This is a genomic window from Eubacterium sp. AF17-7, from assembly GCF_003461285.1.
Classification (GTDB): domain Bacteria; phylum Bacillota; class Clostridia; order Lachnospirales; family Lachnospiraceae; genus Eubacterium_U; species Eubacterium_U album.
Genome location: NZ_QTWU01000002.1, coordinates 366,511 through 384,382, shown reverse-complemented (window position 1 = coordinate 384,382; position 17,872 = coordinate 366,511). Strand labels below are relative to the sequence as shown.

Here is a 17,872-nt window from a genome sequence, read left to right as displayed (position 1 = left end):
CAAAGTAACAGATTTTTTATATTTAATCTGTCTACTTTAGAGGTATCATATCAATGTCTGTCGGATTTTTATTTCATCAAGCTTGATCAGCAATTTCGTAAATTAATTCTTTAGATAAGTCCCAACCTAAACATGGATCAGTAATAGATTTACCATATGTATGTTCAGATAATGGCTGATTTCCGTTTTCAATATAACTTTCAATCATAAGACCTTTAACGAATTTCTTCATGTCGTCAGAATGTTTTCTGTTATGCATTACTTCTTTAGCTATTCTAATCTGTTCTAAATAGTTTTTGTTTGAATTAGAATGGTTTGTATCAATAATAACTGCAGGATTTGCAAATCCCTTGTCCATATATGAATCATGTAAATTAATTAAATCTTCATAATGATAGTTAGGGATGCACTGACCATATTGGTTTACGGCACCTCTTAATATAGCGTGTGTTAAATCATTTCCGGATGTCTGAACGTCCCATCCTCTATAGATGAAAGAATGACCACATTGTGCAGCTTCAATTGAATTTAACATGATTGAAATATCTCCACTTGTTGGATTTTTCATTCCGACAGGAATGTCAATTCCACTTGCAGTTAAACGATGCTGCTGATCTTCAACAGATCTTGCACCAATAGCTACATATGATAAGCAGTCTGAAAAATATCTGTAATTTTCAGGATATAACATTTCATCTGCTAAAGGTAACTTAGTATCTTCCATTAACTTTAAGAATAACTGTCTTATTGTGATTAACCCTTGAAGCAAATCAGGTTTCTTTTCAGGATCAGGCTGATGTAACATACCTTTATATCCCTTACCTGTTGTACGAGGTTTGTTTGTGTAAACTCTTGGAATGATAAGAAGTTTATCTTTAACTTCTTCCTGAATTTTAGCAAGTCTTGAAATGTAGTCTTCAACAGCTTCCTGATTGTCAGCTGAGCAAGGACCGATGATTAATAAAAATTTGTCAAGTTCGCCTGTGAAAACTTTGCGAATTTCTTCATCATTTAATTTTTTTTGCTTTGCGACTTCATCTGACACCGGATACATTGTTTTGATTTCCAATGGAGTCGGAAGTTTTCTGAAAAATTCATAACTCATAATTTTGCTCTCCTTTAGTAAAAGTCGTTATAGGATGTATGGGAATAAAATTATTTCTGGTTTAATCAGAATAAAAATATTGATTAAATATAATCAACTTACTTGTTAGAAAATGCTTTTATTCAATGTATTTTTGATTAAAAATAATCAATTATAAGATAAAATTCACCATATAAGGTAATTGAAGGTTACCCATCGCTAACGCTCATTATACCATATAAATTTAATTCTTCAATAAAGAAAAAATATGCCATCATATTTTTATTTTAAAAGTAAAAGTAGTATAATAAACATATAAAATGATGTAAAAAGTTAGATTAAGATTAATTTGTCTACACATCTAGAGCGATATTTTGTTTGTGGAGGTGGTTTAAATGTTAAACAGAGTAATTTGGATTATATTAGATAGTGCAGGTATAGGTGAACTTCCGGATGCTGATAAATTTGGAGATGAAGGTGCTGACACATTTGGACATATTTATGAATCAAAAGAGGGGTTTGGACTTCCTAATTTAGAAAAACTTGGGATTGGGAATATACAAGGTGTGAATAAAAATATTAGAAATGTAGTAAATCCTGTTGGAATATATGGTAAAGCTATGGAGAAATCTAAAGGAAAGGATACAACAGTTGGTCATTGGGAAATGACGGGGATAATTACGGAGACTCCTTTTAAAGTATATCCAAATGGTTTTAATGAAAAAATAATAAATAAGTTTATAGAATCTTCAAATTTACCGGGTATATTATGTAATAAGGTTGGTTCGTGAACGAAAGTAATAGAAGAATATGGAGTCGAACATATTAAGACGAAGAAACCAATTGTATATACCTCAGCTGACAGTGTTTTTCAGGTGGCATGTCATACATCTGTTTACAGCTTGGATGAATTATATGAAATGTGTGAAAATGCCAGAAAGATTCTTTGTGGAGATGATAGCGTGGCAAGAGTAATTGCCAGACCATTTGATGGCAATCCGGGAAACTTTGTAAGAACAAGCGATAGAAGAGATTTTTCAGTTAAACCATCAGACTCTAATTTGCTTAAAATATTACAAAACAATGGAATTAGTGTTACGGCAGTTGGAAAAATAAATGATATATTTTGTGGAAGCGGAATAGAAAAGGCAATTCATACAACGGATAATATGGATGGCGTAAATAAAACATTAGATGAAATGAAAGAACTAGAAAAGGGGCTTATATTTACAAATTTAGTAGAGTTTGATTCAAAATGGGGACACAGAAGAAATGTAGAAGGTTATGGACAGGGACTTATTGATTTTGATAGCAGATTGCCTCAAATAATTGATAATTTAAGGAATAATGATTTACTTATAATTAATGCAGACCATGGCTGTGACCCTACTTTTAAAGGAACTGATCATACAAGAGAATATATTCCTGTTATTGCATATTCTAAGAATTGTAAAAATGGAGTAGATTTGGGAATATTGAATTCATTTTCTGATATTGGAGCTACAATAGCAGAAATATTTGGTGTAAAAATAAGCAATGGTGAAAGTTTTTTAAATAAAATTCTTTAGCATTGTTTTAGTTGAAAAATATAATGATTAGAGTACAAAAATGGATTTTGCTATTTGAGGATGTGTTTGCATTATTCCCATTTTTGATATTATATCATATGATTTTAGAGGATTGAACAGGAGGGTACTATATGGGAAAACAATATCATATACAGGTAGATGAAAATGACGTTGGAAGATATGTAATTCTTCCGGGAGACCCGGGCAGGTGTGAAAAAATAGCATCTCATCTAGATGATGCAAAGTTTATAAGCAGAAATAGAGAATTCGTTACGTATACAGGATATTTAGAAGGGAAAAAAGTTTCTGTTACTTCAACAGGAATTGGTGGCCCTTCAGCTGCAATAGCAATGGAAGAACTGGTTGCGTGTAAAGCGGATACATTTGTGCGTATAGGAACCTGTGGCGGAATTAACATGAAAGTAAAATCAGGAGATTGTGTTATTGCAACCGGAGCTATTAGAAATGAAGGGTTAAGTAGAGAATATGCACCAATTGAATTTCCAGCTGTTCCAGATTTTTCTATTGCAACTGCATTAGTTAATGCTTGCAAAAAAAATAAAATAGTGTATCATTGTGGAGTGGTACAATGTAAAGATTCTTTTTATGGACAGCATGCACCTGAGCGAATGCCGGTGTCTTATGAACTGCTAAATAAATGGAAAGCATGGAAACGTTTGGGAGTGCTTGCAAGTGAAATGGAATCAGCTGCATTGTATACAGTTGCAGCGACTTTAGGCGTTAGATGTGGTTCTGTGTTTAATGTAGTATGGAATCAGGAAAGAAAGAAGGCAGGATTTGTAGAAGAGGATTGTCTTAATACCGAAAAGGCTATAAAAGTTGCTGTAGATGCTATAAAAATTTTAATAGAGGAAGACAGGGATGTTAGATAACATTAAAAAAGCAAAAGAGGAATTAATTAAAGTAAAACATTTTTTTAAGGAAACTTATAATAAACATATAATTTATATGTATATTACTGTTGCATTACTAGTTAATCTTATTATTGAAATGTTGGCAAGAGGTTCTTTCCTAAAAGGAATTTTTTATCTTATTTCAAGCCCATATGTTTTTATATGTAATTCGATAATAATTTTAATGACGTTGTCAGTTACATTACTGATGAGACGAAGATTTTTTGGTATATCAATTATATCGATTGTTTGGATTATATTTGGTATAGCCAACTGTGTATTGCTATCGTATAGAGTTACACCATTTACTGCGGTAGACATGATGCTTATTGATAGTGCATTGGATGTAATGAATAAATATTTAAATACTTTTGCATACATACTTATTATAGCTTTAGCGATTTTAGCAGTTGTAGGATTAGTATTTGTTTGGATTAAAGTACCTAAAGTAAATCATAAAATTAATTATGTTCGTAACATAATAGCAATAGCAATTATATGGGTGATAGGTTTTGGCGCAATTAATTTAGGAATTGCTTCATCATTATTGTCAGCTAAATTTGGAAATCTGGCTGACAGTTACAGAGACTATGGTTTTGTTTACTGCTTTACTAACAGTTTGGTTAATACAGGTGTAGATAAGCCGGCAGACTATTCAGATAAAACAATAAAAAGTTTGACTGCAGATGTAGAAGAAACGAAGGTAAAGAAAAAGCCTAATATAATATTTTTGCAGTTAGAGTCATTTTTTGATATTAACAATATGACAAATATAACTTTTTCTGAAAATCCGGTTCCATATTTTGAAAGCCTGATGGAACAGTATCCAAGTGGATATTTAGATGTTCCAATTGTAGGTGCAGGAACTGTAAATACAGAATTTGAAGTTATGACAGGAATGAATCTGGATGATTTTGGCCCTGGTGAATATCCTTTTAAAACAATTTTAAAAGAGACAACATGTGAAAGTATAGCATATAACTTAAAGGAATATGGTTATGCTACTCATGCAATTCATGATAATACAGCAACTTTTTATAGTAGAAATGTAGTATTTTCAAATTTAGGATACGATACATTTTCAAGTATAGAAACAATGAATATTGATGACTTTACTCCTATGGGTTGGGCAAAAGATTATTTCCTTACAGATGAAATAGTTGCAGCACTTGACTCTACAGAAGAACAGGATTATATTTATACAATTTCTGTACAGGGACACGGAAGTTATCCTACTGAAGGAGACTATGATTATCCGATTACTGTAAGTGGATTAGATGATCAGGCAAAGACAAATCAGTATCAGTATTATGTTTGGCAGATAAATGAAATGGATAAATTTATACAGAAACTTGTGGAAACTCTTTCTAAGAGAGACGAAGATACAATATTAGTTATGTATGGAGATCATTTGCCAAGTTTAGGTATAACGGAATCAGAACTTGTAAATGGTGATGTATATCAGACACAGTATGTTATCTGGTCTAATTTTAAGACAAAATACGAAGACGAAGATATAGAAGCATACCAGTTACAGTCAAAAATTCTTGGCGGATTAAATATGACTGCAGGTACAATCAATAATTATACACAAAAGCACAAGAATGATGATGATTATGCAGATGGTTTACAAAATCTTGAATATGACAGCTTGTATGGGGATCATTTGCTTTATGGTGGTGATAATCCATATGTAGCAACAGATATTCAGTTTGGTCTTACAAAGGTGTCTGTTTCATCAATTTCGCCAATGAATGATGGAAGTGGAACAGTTTATATTTATGGAAAGAACTTCACAAATTATAGTAAAGTTTATATAAATGACGAAAAAGTTTCTACTGTATTTATTGATGATAGCACATTAATGATAAATTATGGCGATTTGAAAGATGGAGACAGTTTCTCTGTATACCAGCAGAATTCAGATACTCATGTGTTGAAGAAGACAGATCCGATTATTTTTGAATCGGAAAATCTGGCAATGCCACAGGAAGAAACAACAATTCCTGAGACAACCGTACCTGAAACTAAGAAAAATAGAAAGAATAAAAAAAATAAAGAATAATTTTAATGAAACTCCATTACAATGTTATATAGGTTGTAATGGAGTTTTTTATGAAGAAAATAATTATATACATACTTTGTGTTTGTCTGATGTTTACATTTATCTTTAGTAAAAGTGTCTTTGCAAAAAACAACAAAAATGAAACTGTTGAAAATTCATCAATAGAAAAAGAAATAACAGCTAAGGCGGCAGTACTGATGGAGCCTGAATCTAAAACAATTTTGGTAAACAAAAATGGGGATGAGAAATTATGTCCGGCAAGTATAACAAAAATAATGACGCTATTACTTATTTTTGAAGAATTAGAAGCGGGTAAAATTAAATTGGATGATATGGTAACGACAAGTGAACACGCAAAAAGCATGGGTGGTTCACAAGTGTTTTTGGAAACAGGAGAACAGCAAAGTGTGGAAACACTAATTAAATGTATTGTTGTTGCGTCAGGAAATGATGCCTCGGTTGCCATGGCTGAATACATAGCCGGTTCTGAAAGCGAATTTGTTGATAGAATGAATAAAAAAGCTAAAAAACTAAATATGAATAATACTAATTTCGAAGATTGTTGTGGACTTACGGATTCTGATAACCATTATTCGAGTGCAAATGATGTGGCGATTATGTCTTCAGAATTAATTACAAAATATCCGCAGATATTTAAATATTCAACAATATGGATGGAAACCATAATTCATAAAACGGATAAGGGAGAAAAGGAGTTTGTTCTGTCAAATACAAATAAATTACTTAAAACAAATGATTGCATAAAGGGGTTAAAGACAGGAAGCACATCAAAAGCAAAATATTGCGTATCTATTGTAGGACAGAAAAATGATGTCACATTGGTGTCGGTAATAATGGCAGCGCCTGACTATAAAGCAAGATTTTCTGAGTCAGAAAAACTGATTAATTATGGATTCTCAAAATGCAAATTTTATAAGGATGAAAATGTGCATAAAGGTAATGTGAAAATAAAGAATGGTAAAAAAGAATACGTAAAATCAGGGGTTAAAAATAAATTTTCATATGTAGAAATCAAGGACAGAGATATTAGCAACATTAAAAGCAAAGATAAGATTAAAACTAATATTAAGGCTCCGGTTAAAAAGGGGGATAAACTTGGTGTATGCGAATATTTTATTGACAAAGAAAAAATAGGAGAAACAGAAATAATATCGTATGAAAATGTAGAAAAGAATAATTTTATAACAGAATATTTAAAAATGTTTAAAAATGTATTTAGATGCTGCATTTAAAAATGAGTTGAAAAAATACATGAATTTATGTAAAATTAACAATGATATTAATTTGAAAGAGTAAGATACATGGAATTAGAAGTAAAACTTGAAGTGTTTGAAGGACCATTAGATTTGCTTTTGCATTTGATAGAAAAAAATAAAGTAGACATTTATGACATACCTATTGTTGAAATTACAAGACAATATTTAGAGTACGTAAGTAAATTAGCAGAAGAAAATCTTGACCTTGCCAGCGAATTTCTGGTAATGGCATCAACGTTAATTGATATAAAATGTAAAATGCTGTTGCCTAAAGAAGTTGATGAAGATGGTGAAGAAATTGATCCGAGAACAGATTTGGTTCAAAAATTAATCGAATATAAAATGTATAAATATGCAGCTATAGAACTTAAAGATATGCAGCTTTATGCGGGAAAGTCACTATATAAAGAACCGACAATTCCTGAAGAAGTTGCAAAATATCAACCGCCTGTAGATTTAGATGAAATTTTAAAGGATGTTGATTTAAATAAGTTAAAAGAAATTTTTGATACAGTAATTAAACGCCAGATAGATAAGATTGACCCTGTAAGAAGTAAATTTGGTAAAATTGAAATGGAGGAGGTCAGCCTTACTGATAAAATAACTTATGTGAAAAAAGTAGCTGTAAAAAAGCATAAATGCAGCTTTAAACAGTTGCTTGAAAACCAGACATCAAAAATGGAAGTTATAGTTACATTCCTGGCAGTATTAGAACTGATTAAAGTGGGAGAGATTAATGTAAGTCAGGAAAAGACATTTGATGATATAATTATTAGCACAAAGGAATGAGTAGGTGTAAGATTTAATGGAAACAAATAATTATGAAGCTGCCATAGAAGCAATATTATTTACTATGGGAGAATCAGTAGAAATAGATAAGATTGCAAAGGCCTTAGAATTAACTAAAGCTCAAGTTAAAAAGATTGTTGCAAATATGCAGAAGGAACTTGAAAGTGATTCAAGAGGAATTAGAATAATCGAGTTAGAAAATGCATATCAGTTATGTACTAAACCTGAAATGTATGATTATTTAATAAAAGTTGCAAAGCAACCAAGAAGACAGGTGCTTACGGATGTAATGATGGAAACACTTTCTATTATTGCATACAAGCAGCCGATTACAAAATCTGAGATTGAAAGTATCAGAGGAGTAAAAAGTGATTTTGCAGTCAATAAACTAGTTGAATACGAATTGGTTCAGGAGGTTGGAAGATTAGATACTCCGGGTAGACCGTTACTTTTTGGTACTACAGAAGAATTTTTGAGAAGGTTTGGAGTTGACTCTTCAGAAAATCTACCTGAGATTAATCCTGATGTTATAGAAGAAATAAAAGAAGAAGCAGAAAAAGAAGTTTCTCTTAAATCAAATGACTAAAAGATAAAGTAGCAAAGAAGCTGGAATATAAATCTGGCTTCTTTATTTTTTTAATTAGTATGTAAAATATGACCAGGGGGAGTTATGTCTAAAAAAAGTATTTATAGATTGATAAGTTTTTGTATAACGATAATTATCGCATGTAATATACTTTGTATTTGTAAAATAAATGCTGATGAGGAAAAAGTAGTAAAATACGCAAAGTCTGCTGTTTTAATAGATGGGGACTCAGGTAGAATTTTGTATGAAAAATCTGCACACAATAAAGTGTCTGTGGCAAGCACGACTAAAATTATGACATGTATAATAGTAATCGAAAATGGAAATCTTGGTGATATGGTTACTCCGTCTGATTATGCGATAGCTATGCCAAAGGTTAAAATGCATTTAGACTCAAAAGATAAATATAAACTTGAAGACTTACTATACGCAATGATGTTAGAGTCATATAATGATGTCGCTGTAGCAGTCGCTGAGCATATAGCTGGAAGTGTTGAAAAATTTGCAGAGTTAATGAATATTAAAGCAAAAGATATTGGAATGAAGGATACAAATTTTGTTACACCAAATGGGCTTGATGCCAAAAATCAATATTCAACTGCTTACGATATGGCTCTTTTAGGCATGTATGCAACAAATAATGAACTGTTTGTAAAAATCACAAATACAAGAAACTATTCTTTTGTAAGCGAAAACGGAAGAAGAGTTTCTGTAAGTAATAAAGATGCGTTTCTAGATAAAATGAGTGATGCAATAGGTATAAAGACAGGATTTACAGGAAATGCAGGATATTGTTTTGTAGGTGCTTTAAAAAATGAAAATAAAAAACTAATTTCATGTGTTCTTGCATGTGGATGGCCACCTAATAAAGGATATAAATGGAATGACACTTTAAGCTTAATGAAATATGGTGAAAATTATAATTATAAAGAAATAGTCGATATACAGAATGATTTTGTTAAATACGATGTTAGGAATGGGGTAGAAAATATATTAAATACATATACGAATGAAAAATTTGGATTGCTGCTTAAAAATGACGATAAAGTTGATAAAAAGATAGTAATATCCAAAAAGAATGCACCAATTTTTAAGAATGAAGTTGTTGGATACGAAAATATATATGTAAATAATATTAAAATAAAAGCTATAGAGATTAAGGCAAAACATAATATTAAAAAGTATGAATTTAAATATTGTTTAAAAAAATTTTTTTTGATATTTTTTTCTTTAATTTAAATCAAATAGGTGTAGTGATATACAAGATTTTAAACGCCAATGATATAAATTAAAATGTTTTACTTTAATATTTATATGTGGTATATTTATACCAAATTTGTTTTTTAAAAATAGTATATTTTAAATAAACAAATTGAAATTAATAGATACAATCTCTTATTATTGATTATAAGTAGCAGGAAGAACAGGAGAGTTTATGAAGTTTACAAAGATGGAAGGTTGCGGAAATGATTATGTTTACGTAAACGGATTTGAAGAAAAAATTGATAATCCCAATGAAGTTGCTATAGCAGTTAGTGACAGACATTTTGGAATAGGTTCAGACGGACTTATAATAATTAATCCATCAGAAGTAGCTGATTTTAAAATGTGTATGTACAATGCTGACGGTTCAGAAGGAAAGATGTGTGGAAATGGAATCCGTTGCGTTGCAAAATATGTTTATGATTTTAACCTGACAGATAAAGATGTAATAACAGTTGAAACTTTATCAGGAATTAAGACTTTAAAATTAAATGTTGAAAATGGAAAAGTTAAAACTGTCAGAGTAAATATGGGAGCACCAATTCTTGAGTGCGATAAAGTCCCGGTTAAATATGACGATGAAAAGATGATTAATAAGCCTGTAAAGGTAGATGGAAAGACATTTAACATAACATGCGTTTCAATGGGTAATCCTCACGCAGTTACATTTATAAATGATACAGATAATCTTGAAATAGAAAAAATCGGACCTAAGTTTGAAAATAATGAAATTTTCCCAGATAAAGTAAATACGGAATTCATTCAGATTATTGATAAGAAGACAGTAAAAATGAGAGTGTGGGAAAGAGGCTCAGGTGAAACTTTTGCATGTGGAACAGGAGCTTGCGCAAGCGTAGTTGCAAGTGTGTTAAACAGGCTTACAGAAAATAAGGTAACTGTAAAACTATTAGGTGGAGAATTAGAGATTGAATATAATCAGGATGAAAATACTGTATATATGACAGGACCTGCAAGAGTTGTTTTTACGGGAGAATATGATATATAAAATGAAAGGAACATTAGACTGTTAAGTCTATGCATGGAAAATAATATGAAATTATCAGATTTACTCACAGATATAGAATATGTGCTTGTACAGGGCAATTTAGATATTGATATAAATAATATAGTGTATGATTCAAGAAAGGCACAGAAAGATGATGTGTTTGTGTGCATAAAAGGAACAGGCGTAGATGGGCATAAATTTATACCACAGACAATTGAAAAAGGAGTTACGGCTTTAATAGTTACTGATGAAGTTAAGGCCCCTGAAAATATAACTGTTGTAAAAGTTAATGACGACAGAAAAGCGCTAGCTTATATGTCTGCTGCCTATTTTGGATATCCTGCTAATAAATTAAAAACAATTGGAATAACAGGAACTAAAGGAAAGACAACAACTACATATATGATACGTCAGGTATTAGAAAGTGTTGGAATAAAAACAGGCTTAATTGGAACAATAGAAACAATTATTGGAGATAAAAAAATACCTGCAAGCAACACAACGCCTGAATCATATGTTGTACAACAAAGTTTTGCAAAGATGGTTGAAGAGGGATGCGAATGTGTTGTTATGGAAGTATCATCTCAAGGATTAAAACAAAACAGAGTTGCAGGAATTCAATTTGATTATGGAGTTTTTACAAATATAGAACCAGATCACATCGGTCCTAATGAACATGCAGATTTTAACGAATATGCACATTGTAAGGGATTGCTTTTAAAACAATGCAAACATGGAATAATAAATGCAGATGCGGACTTCTTAGATAAGATATTAGATGGTCATACATGTGATATTGAAACATACGGCATTGATAATGAATGTGATCTTAAGGCTAATGATATTGAATTGTTTACAAAACCGGGATGCTTATGCGTATCTTATAATTTATCAGGAGAATTATCATTCCCTGTAGAAATTCATATACCCGGAAAATTTAGTGTATATAATTCATTATGTGCTATTGCTATATGCAAACATTTTACTAACAGCATTGAAGATATTAAGAAGGCTTTGATTGATGTAAAAGTTAAGGGAAGAGTTGAAATTATTCCGGTTTCAAAGAGATTTACATTAATGATTGATTATGCTCATAACGCTATGAGTTTAGAAAGTTTAATTACGAGTCTTAAAGAATATAATCCGAAAAGAATAGTTACATTATTTGGCTGTGGTGGAAATCGCTCAGCTGAAAGAAGATTTGAAATGGGAGAAGTTTCATCTAAATTATCAGATTTAACAATTGTTACATCTGATAATCCTAGATTTGAAGAACCTATGGATATTATAAATGATATTATTACGGGAATTAAGAAAGCTGATGGAGAATATGTTGTAGTTCCGGATAGAAAAGAAGCAATAAAATACGCTATTGTTAATGCAAATGATGGAGATGTTATTGTTCTTGCTGGAAAAGGACATGAAGATTATCAGGAAATTAAAGGTGTAAAATATCCGATGGATGAGAGAGTTCTTATTGATGAAATTATCAATGAAGATGAAGTAAAGAAAATATTATAAATAAGACGAAAGAGAGATTGATATGTGTGGAATATGTGGATTTGCAGGAAAAGTAAATAACAGCAGAGATGTTCTTAAAACTATGATGGATAAGATAGCACACAGAGGACCGGATGATGAAGGTATGTATGTAGACAATGATGTGGCTATTGGGCATAGAAGACTTAGCATTATTGATTTAAGTCATGGCGCACAGCCTATGTATAATGAAACAGGCGATATTGCAATTGTATTTAACGGTGAAATATATAATCACTTAGAAATCAGAAAGGATTTGATTGCTAAAGGACATACATTTGCAAATGACTCTGATACAGAATGTCTTATACATGGATACGAAGAATATGGTACAGAATTACTTGGAAAATTAAGAGGAATGTTTTCTTTTGTTATCTGGGATACTAATAAAAAACTTATGTTTGGTGCAAGAGATCACTTTGGCATAAAGCCATTCTATTATTCATTGTTTAATGATAATTTTATATTTAGTTCTGAAACAAAAGCAATATTAGAATTTCCAGGATTTAAAAAAGAAGTTAATGAAGAAGCTCTTGAACAGTATTTAAGTTTTCAGTATTCTGTTCTTCCTGAAACATTCTTTAAAGGAATATATCGTCTGCCGGCAGGACATTACCTTATATTTAAAGATGGAAAACTCGAAGTCCAAAGATATTTTGATCCAATGATGGAACCGGCAGAAAGTGGAGATTTAGAAAAAACAGTAGGTGAAATTGAGAATGTTGTTAAAGATACAATTAACGCTCATATGATTGCTGATGTAGAGGTAGGTTCACTTTTGTCAAGTGGTGTTGATTCAAGTTATGTCGTTTCGGAATTTCCAGGTAAGAAGACATTTACAGTTGGATTTCTTGATAAAAACAGTAAATATAATGAAATCAGATATGCCGAAAGTCTTGTAAAAGAATTAGGCAAGGAAAATTATAATAAAACAATTGACAGTGATGAGTATTTTAATTCAATTCCTACAGTTATGTATTATATGGATGAGCCTTTAGCAGATCCCTCATGTATAGCACTTTATTTTGTTGATCAGGTCGCTGCAGAACAGATTAAAGTTGTTCTTTCAGGTGAGGGTGCTGATGAGTTCTTTGGTGGATATAATATTTATCATGAACCTTTGTCTCTTAAAGGATATCAGAAACTTCCAAAAGGACTTAGAAAAGGACTCGCAGCTATAGCTAAAAAGTTACCTGATATAAAGGGAAGAGATTTTATAATCAGAGGCAGTAAAGATGTTGAAGAAAGATTTATTGGAAATGCCAATATGTTCTCAGTTGAAGAAAGGGAAAAGTATTTGAAACATCCAATTACTCATATTCCACCTAAAGATATTGTGGCTTCAACATATAAAAAAGTAGAAGGTTTAAATGATATTGCTAAAATGCAGTATATTGATACAAATTTCTGGTTACAGGGCGACATTTTACTTAAAGCAGATAAAATGAGTATGGCTCATTGTCTTGAATCAAGAGTTCCGTTCCTTGATGTAAAAGTATTTGATTATGCAAAGAAACTTCCAATAGATTTTAGATGTAATGAAGAAGCTACAAAGAGAGCTTTTAGAATTGCAGCCAAAAGACATTTACCGGAAGCTACCGCCAATAAAAAGAAACTTGGATTCCCGGTTCCAATCAGAGTTTGGTTAAAAGAAGATAAATATTACAATAAAGTATATGAAATGTTTACAAGTGATGTTGCAAATAAATACTTCAATACAGAATTACTTGTAAAATTATTAGAAGACCACAAAGCAGACAAAGCAGATAACAGTAGAAAGATTTGGACAATTTACGTTTTCCTTGTTTGGTATAACGTATACTTTGTTGAAGAGGATTTTAAACCTATTAATGATGAATGGGTTAAAAATAGAATAAAAACTGCCTAGAAATATTTGGAAAAATAACTTGATATTTGACTGAAAACAGTATAATCTATATAAGGCAGAAATTTGGTTGTAACACACAGATTACTGTGTGTAAATTATAATAAAATGGAGGACTGATTATGAGTACAACAGCAAAAGTATCAGCAAGACAGAGAATTGAATCTATTCTTGATGATAACAGTTTTGTTGAAATTGGAGCTTTAGTTAAGGCTAGAAGTACAGATTTCAACATCAAAACCAACGATACTCCATCTGATGGTGTAATAACCGGATATGGTATTGTCAACGGTAAACTTGTGTACATTTATAGCCAGGATGCATCAGTTATTGGTGGATCAGTTGGAGAAATGCATGCAAAGAAAATAGTTAATCTTTATAATATGGCTATGAAGACAGGTGCGCCTGTAATTGGACTTGTGGACAGCACAGGTTTAAGACTTCAGGAAGCTGTTGATGGATTAAATGCATTTGGAGAAATTTACTTAAAGCAGGCAATGGCTTCAGGCGTTATTCCAATGATTACAGCAGTATTTGGTAGCTGTGGTGGTGGATTAAGCGTTGTTTCTTCAATGGGAGATTTCACATTTATGGAAGGTGAAAAGGCAGAATTATTTGTTAACTCACCTAACGCAATTAATGAAAACCGTAAAGAAGTATGTGATAGTGCTTCTGCTAAATTCCAGAGCGAAAGCGGTACAGTTGATTTTGTAGGTACAGAATCAGAAATATTTGAAGGAATCAGAGACTTAGTTTCTATACTTCCATCAAATAATGAAAAGGCTGATTATGAAGAAGAATGTGAAGACGATTTAAACAGAGCGTGTGAAGGAATGGAAAATTGCGTTGAAGATACATTAATCGCAATTTCAAATATTTCTGATAATGGTTATGTATTCGAAGTTAAAAAAGCATATGCTCCTGAAATGCTTACAGCATTTATTAAAGTAAACGGAGCAACAGTAGGTGTAGTTGCAAACAGAACAAAAGTATATGATGATGATATGAATGTTGCTGCTGAATACGAAGCTAAATTAACAGTTGGTGGATGTAAGAAGGCTGCAGAATTTGTTGAATTTTGCGATGCATTCGGAATTGCAATTTTAACATTAACAAATGTTGATGGATTTAAGGCAACAATGTGTCAGGAAAAACATGGTGCTAAAGCAACTGCTAAACTTGTATACGCATTTGCTAATGCAACAGTTCCTAAAGTAAATATTTTAATTGGAAATGCAATGGGAAGCGCATATGTTGCAATGAACAGCAAGGCAATTGGAGCAGATGTTGTTTATGCATGGCCAACAGCTAAAGTTGGAATGATGGATGCTAAGAGTGCAGTACAGATTATGTATGCTGACGAAATTGAAAAGGCAGATGATGCATCTGTAATTATCAATGAAAAGACTAAAGAATATAACGAATTACAGTCTAATGTAATGTCGGCAGCTGCCAGAGGATATGTTGACAGCATAATCGAACCTGTTGATACAAGAAAATATGTTATTGGCGCATTTGAAATGCTCTATACAAAATATGAGAATCGTCCAGGTAAAAAACACGGCACAGTATAATATAAGGAGAGAAACATGAAAAAAATAATAAAATTGTTTTGTATCGTTTCTTGTCTGATGGTATGTTTTGCAGGTTGTGGAAAAGGTGATGATAAGGCTTCTTACAATGCACAGGATGTACGTGCTTATTTAGAAACTCAGGTTGCCGATATCTCTAAGGGAGAGGAAGAACCTGTTGATGACGAAACTGCTACATTCAAAAAAGAAGAAGGAATGTATAAGTCAGCTGTAGAATCTTGGAATAAATTAGCAGACGAATGTGGTAAGGCTACAGATTCAGTTTCTGATTTTGCTATAAATGAACAGAATGGCGAATTAGCCGTAACTGAAGTGATACAGTTTGAAGATAGAAAAGTGAATATTACTTCTACATTTGAAGAAAGCGATAATGGATATATTATGACAAGCTTGTCTTTTGACCCTATTTATTCAATGGGTGAAAAAATGGAACAGGCAGCTTTAAATACAGTAATGGGAATGGGAACAGTATTTGCTGTTTTAATTTTCATTTCAGCAATTATTTCATTATTTAAATTTATTCCGTCAATCATTGATTCTTTTGGTAAAAATAAGAAATCAGAAGAAAATAAAGAAACAGCAACAGAGTCAAAGGCTTCAGTTCCTGTTGTAGAACAACCGGTATCTGATGATGCGGAACTTATTGCAGTAATTGCAGCGGCAATTGCAGCGAGCGAAAACACAACAACAGACGGATTTGTAGTTCGTTCTATAAGAAAACGCTAGATACTTATGAATTATTTAGGAGGAAATAAAATGAAGAATTATACAATTACAGTTAATGGAAATGTATATGATGTAACAGTTGAAGAAACTGGAAGCACACCAAGTGCAGCTCCAGTTAGAAAAGCAGCACCTGCAGCTAAGGCAGCTCCTGCACCTGCAGCAGCACCAGCAGCAAGCGGAGCAGAAGGTTCAGTTAAGATTACAGCACCTATGCCTGGTAAAGTTTTATCTATCAGTGCAAATGTAGGTCAGGCTGTTAAAAGAGGCGATACAGTTTTAGTATTCGAAGCAATGAAAATGGAAAACACAGTTGTAGCTCCGGAAGATGGTACAGTTGCAAGCATTAGCGTTGCAGTTGGAGACAGCTTTGAAGCAGGTGCAGTTATCGCATCATTAAACTAATGGCCTTTTAGTCAGACTTGGAGGTAACATATGAATGTTTTAGATACATTGGAAAATTTGCTTAACCAGACAGCATTTATGAGTTTGACACCAGGAAACTACATAATGATTTTGGTAGCTTGTGTTTTCCTTTATTTAGCAATTAAAAAAGGATATGAACCATTATTATTGGTTCCTATTGCTTTTGGTATGCTTTTAGTAAATATGTACCCTGATATCATGCTTCATCCTGAGGATTCAGCAAACGGAACCGGTGGATTACTTTATTACTTCTATATTTTGGATGAATGGAGTATTTTGCCATCGCTTATTTTCCTTGGAGTAGGTGCGATGACAGACTTTGGTCCGTTAATTGCAAATCCAAAGAGCTTCCTTTTAGGAGCGGCAGCACAGTTTGGTATTTATTCAGCATATTTCTTAGCAATATTTATGGGATTTGGTGGAAAGGCAGCCGCAGCTATTTCTATTATCGGTGGAGCTGACGGACCTACATCAATTTTCCTCGCAGGTAAACTTGGACAGACAGCACTTATGGGACCAATTGCAGTAGCAGCTTATTCCTATATGGCGTTAGTTCCAATTATTCAGCCACCTATTATGAAGGCTTTAACAACTGAAAAGGAACGTAAAGTCAAAATGGAACAGTTACGTCCTGTTTCTAAACTTGAAAAAATATTATTCCCAATCGTTGTTACTATAGTAGTAGTAATGATTTTACCAACAACAGCACCTTTAGTAGGGATGTTAATGTTAGGAAACTTATTTAGAGAATCAGGTGTAGTAAAACAGTTACAGGAAACAGCATCAAATGCGTTAATGTATATTGTAGTTATTTTACTTGGTACTAGTGTTGGTGCCACAACAAGTGCAGAAGCATTCTTAAATATGAGTACAATTAAGATTGTAATATTAGGATTAGTTGCGTTTGCTGTTGGTACAGCTGCAGGTGTATTATTTGGTAAATTAATGTGCGTTGCAACACATGGAAAAGTTAATCCGTTAATTGGTTCAGCCGGAGTTTCAGCCGTTCCTATGGCAGCCAGAGTTTCTCAGAAAGTCGGCGCTGATGCGGATCCTACAAACTTCCTGTTAATGCATGCTATGGGACCTAATGTTGCAGGCGTTATTGGTACTGCAGTAGCTGCAGGTACATTTATGGCAATATTTGGTATTTAA

14 protein-coding genes and 1 pseudogene are annotated in these 17,872 nt (G+C 32.3%); 14 read left to right on the top strand and 1 reads right to left on the bottom strand.

Going from position 1 to position 17,872, the window contains the following annotated elements; all coding sequences use genetic code 11:
- Window positions 1-76: 76 nt before the first annotated feature.
- Window positions 77-1,105 (bottom strand): 3-deoxy-7-phosphoheptulonate synthase, encoded by a 1,029-nt coding sequence (locus DWW96_RS05030; protein ID WP_117909500.1) that lies wholly within the window; start codon window positions 1,103-1,105, stop codon window positions 77-79.
- A gap of 374 nt (window positions 1,106-1,479) precedes the next feature.
- Here DWW96_RS05030 and DWW96_RS05025 point away from each other — a divergent pair.
- From DWW96_RS05025 to DWW96_RS04960, 14 genes and pseudogenes are all read left to right on the top strand, one after another.
- Window positions 1,480-2,652: pseudogene (locus tag DWW96_RS05025) on the top strand (phosphopentomutase).
- A gap of 131 nt (window positions 2,653-2,783) precedes the next feature.
- A complete protein-coding gene (gene udp / locus DWW96_RS05020; RefSeq protein WP_022088358.1) occupies window positions 2,784-3,545 on the top strand; it encodes a uridine phosphorylase in 762 nt (253 codons plus the stop codon).
- Window positions 3,535-5,631 (top strand): sulfatase-like hydrolase/transferase, encoded by a 2,097-nt coding sequence (locus DWW96_RS05015; RefSeq protein WP_117909498.1) that lies wholly within the window; start codon window positions 3,535-3,537, stop codon window positions 5,629-5,631. Before udp ends, DWW96_RS05015 begins: the two co-directional genes overlap by 11 nt.
- Window positions 5,632-5,681: 50 nt before the next feature.
- Window positions 5,682-6,884 (top strand): D-alanyl-D-alanine carboxypeptidase family protein, encoded by a 1,203-nt coding sequence (locus DWW96_RS05010; protein ID WP_243003019.1) that lies wholly within the window; start codon window positions 5,682-5,684, stop codon window positions 6,882-6,884.
- Between the two features lie 69 nt (window positions 6,885-6,953).
- Complete coding sequence (locus DWW96_RS05005; protein ID WP_117909494.1) at window positions 6,954-7,697, top strand: segregation/condensation protein A; 744 nt, start codon at window positions 6,954-6,956, stop codon at window positions 7,695-7,697.
- 16 nt (window positions 7,698-7,713) lie between these two features.
- Window positions 7,714-8,283 carry an SMC-Scp complex subunit ScpB gene (scpB, locus tag DWW96_RS05000; protein ID WP_022088362.1) on the top strand — a complete coding sequence of 190 codons (570 nt, stop codon included), beginning with the start codon at window positions 7,714-7,716 and terminating at the stop codon, window positions 8,281-8,283.
- An 84-nt stretch (window positions 8,284-8,367) separates the two neighbouring features.
- Window positions 8,368-9,522 carry a D-alanyl-D-alanine carboxypeptidase family protein gene (locus tag DWW96_RS04995; protein ID WP_117909492.1) on the top strand — a complete coding sequence of 385 codons (1,155 nt, stop codon included), beginning with the start codon at window positions 8,368-8,370 and terminating at the stop codon, window positions 9,520-9,522.
- A 196-nt stretch (window positions 9,523-9,718) separates the two neighbouring features.
- Complete coding sequence (gene dapF / locus DWW96_RS04990) at window positions 9,719-10,552, top strand: diaminopimelate epimerase (RefSeq protein WP_117909490.1); 834 nt, start codon at window positions 9,719-9,721, stop codon at window positions 10,550-10,552.
- A gap of 45 nt (window positions 10,553-10,597) precedes the next feature.
- Window positions 10,598-12,073, top strand: a complete 1,476-nt coding sequence (locus DWW96_RS04985; protein ID WP_022088365.1) for a UDP-N-acetylmuramoyl-L-alanyl-D-glutamate--2,6-diaminopimelate ligase — start codon at window positions 10,598-10,600, stop codon at window positions 12,071-12,073.
- A 22-nt stretch (window positions 12,074-12,095) separates the two neighbouring features.
- Window positions 12,096-13,979: an asparagine synthase (glutamine-hydrolyzing) gene (gene asnB / locus DWW96_RS04980; protein ID WP_022088366.1), complete on the top strand. Its 1,884-nt coding sequence runs from the start codon at window positions 12,096-12,098 to the stop codon at window positions 13,977-13,979.
- A gap of 119 nt (window positions 13,980-14,098) precedes the next feature.
- Window positions 14,099-15,550: a carboxyl transferase domain-containing protein gene (locus DWW96_RS04975; RefSeq protein WP_117909488.1), complete on the top strand. Its 1,452-nt coding sequence runs from the start codon at window positions 14,099-14,101 to the stop codon at window positions 15,548-15,550.
- Between the two features lie 15 nt (window positions 15,551-15,565).
- Window positions 15,566-16,294, top strand: coding sequence for an OadG family protein (locus DWW96_RS04970; RefSeq protein WP_022088368.1), 729 nt, complete (start codon window positions 15,566-15,568; stop codon window positions 16,292-16,294).
- A gap of 30 nt (window positions 16,295-16,324) precedes the next feature.
- Window positions 16,325-16,696: a biotin/lipoyl-containing protein gene (locus tag DWW96_RS04965; RefSeq protein ID WP_022088369.1), complete on the top strand. Its 372-nt coding sequence runs from the start codon at window positions 16,325-16,327 to the stop codon at window positions 16,694-16,696.
- Window positions 16,697-16,726: 30 nt separating this feature from the next.
- The gene (locus tag DWW96_RS04960) at window positions 16,727-17,872 is read left to right on the top strand and encodes a sodium ion-translocating decarboxylase subunit beta (RefSeq protein ID WP_022088370.1); all 1,146 of its coding nucleotides are present in this window, start codon (window positions 16,727-16,729) and stop codon (window positions 17,870-17,872) included.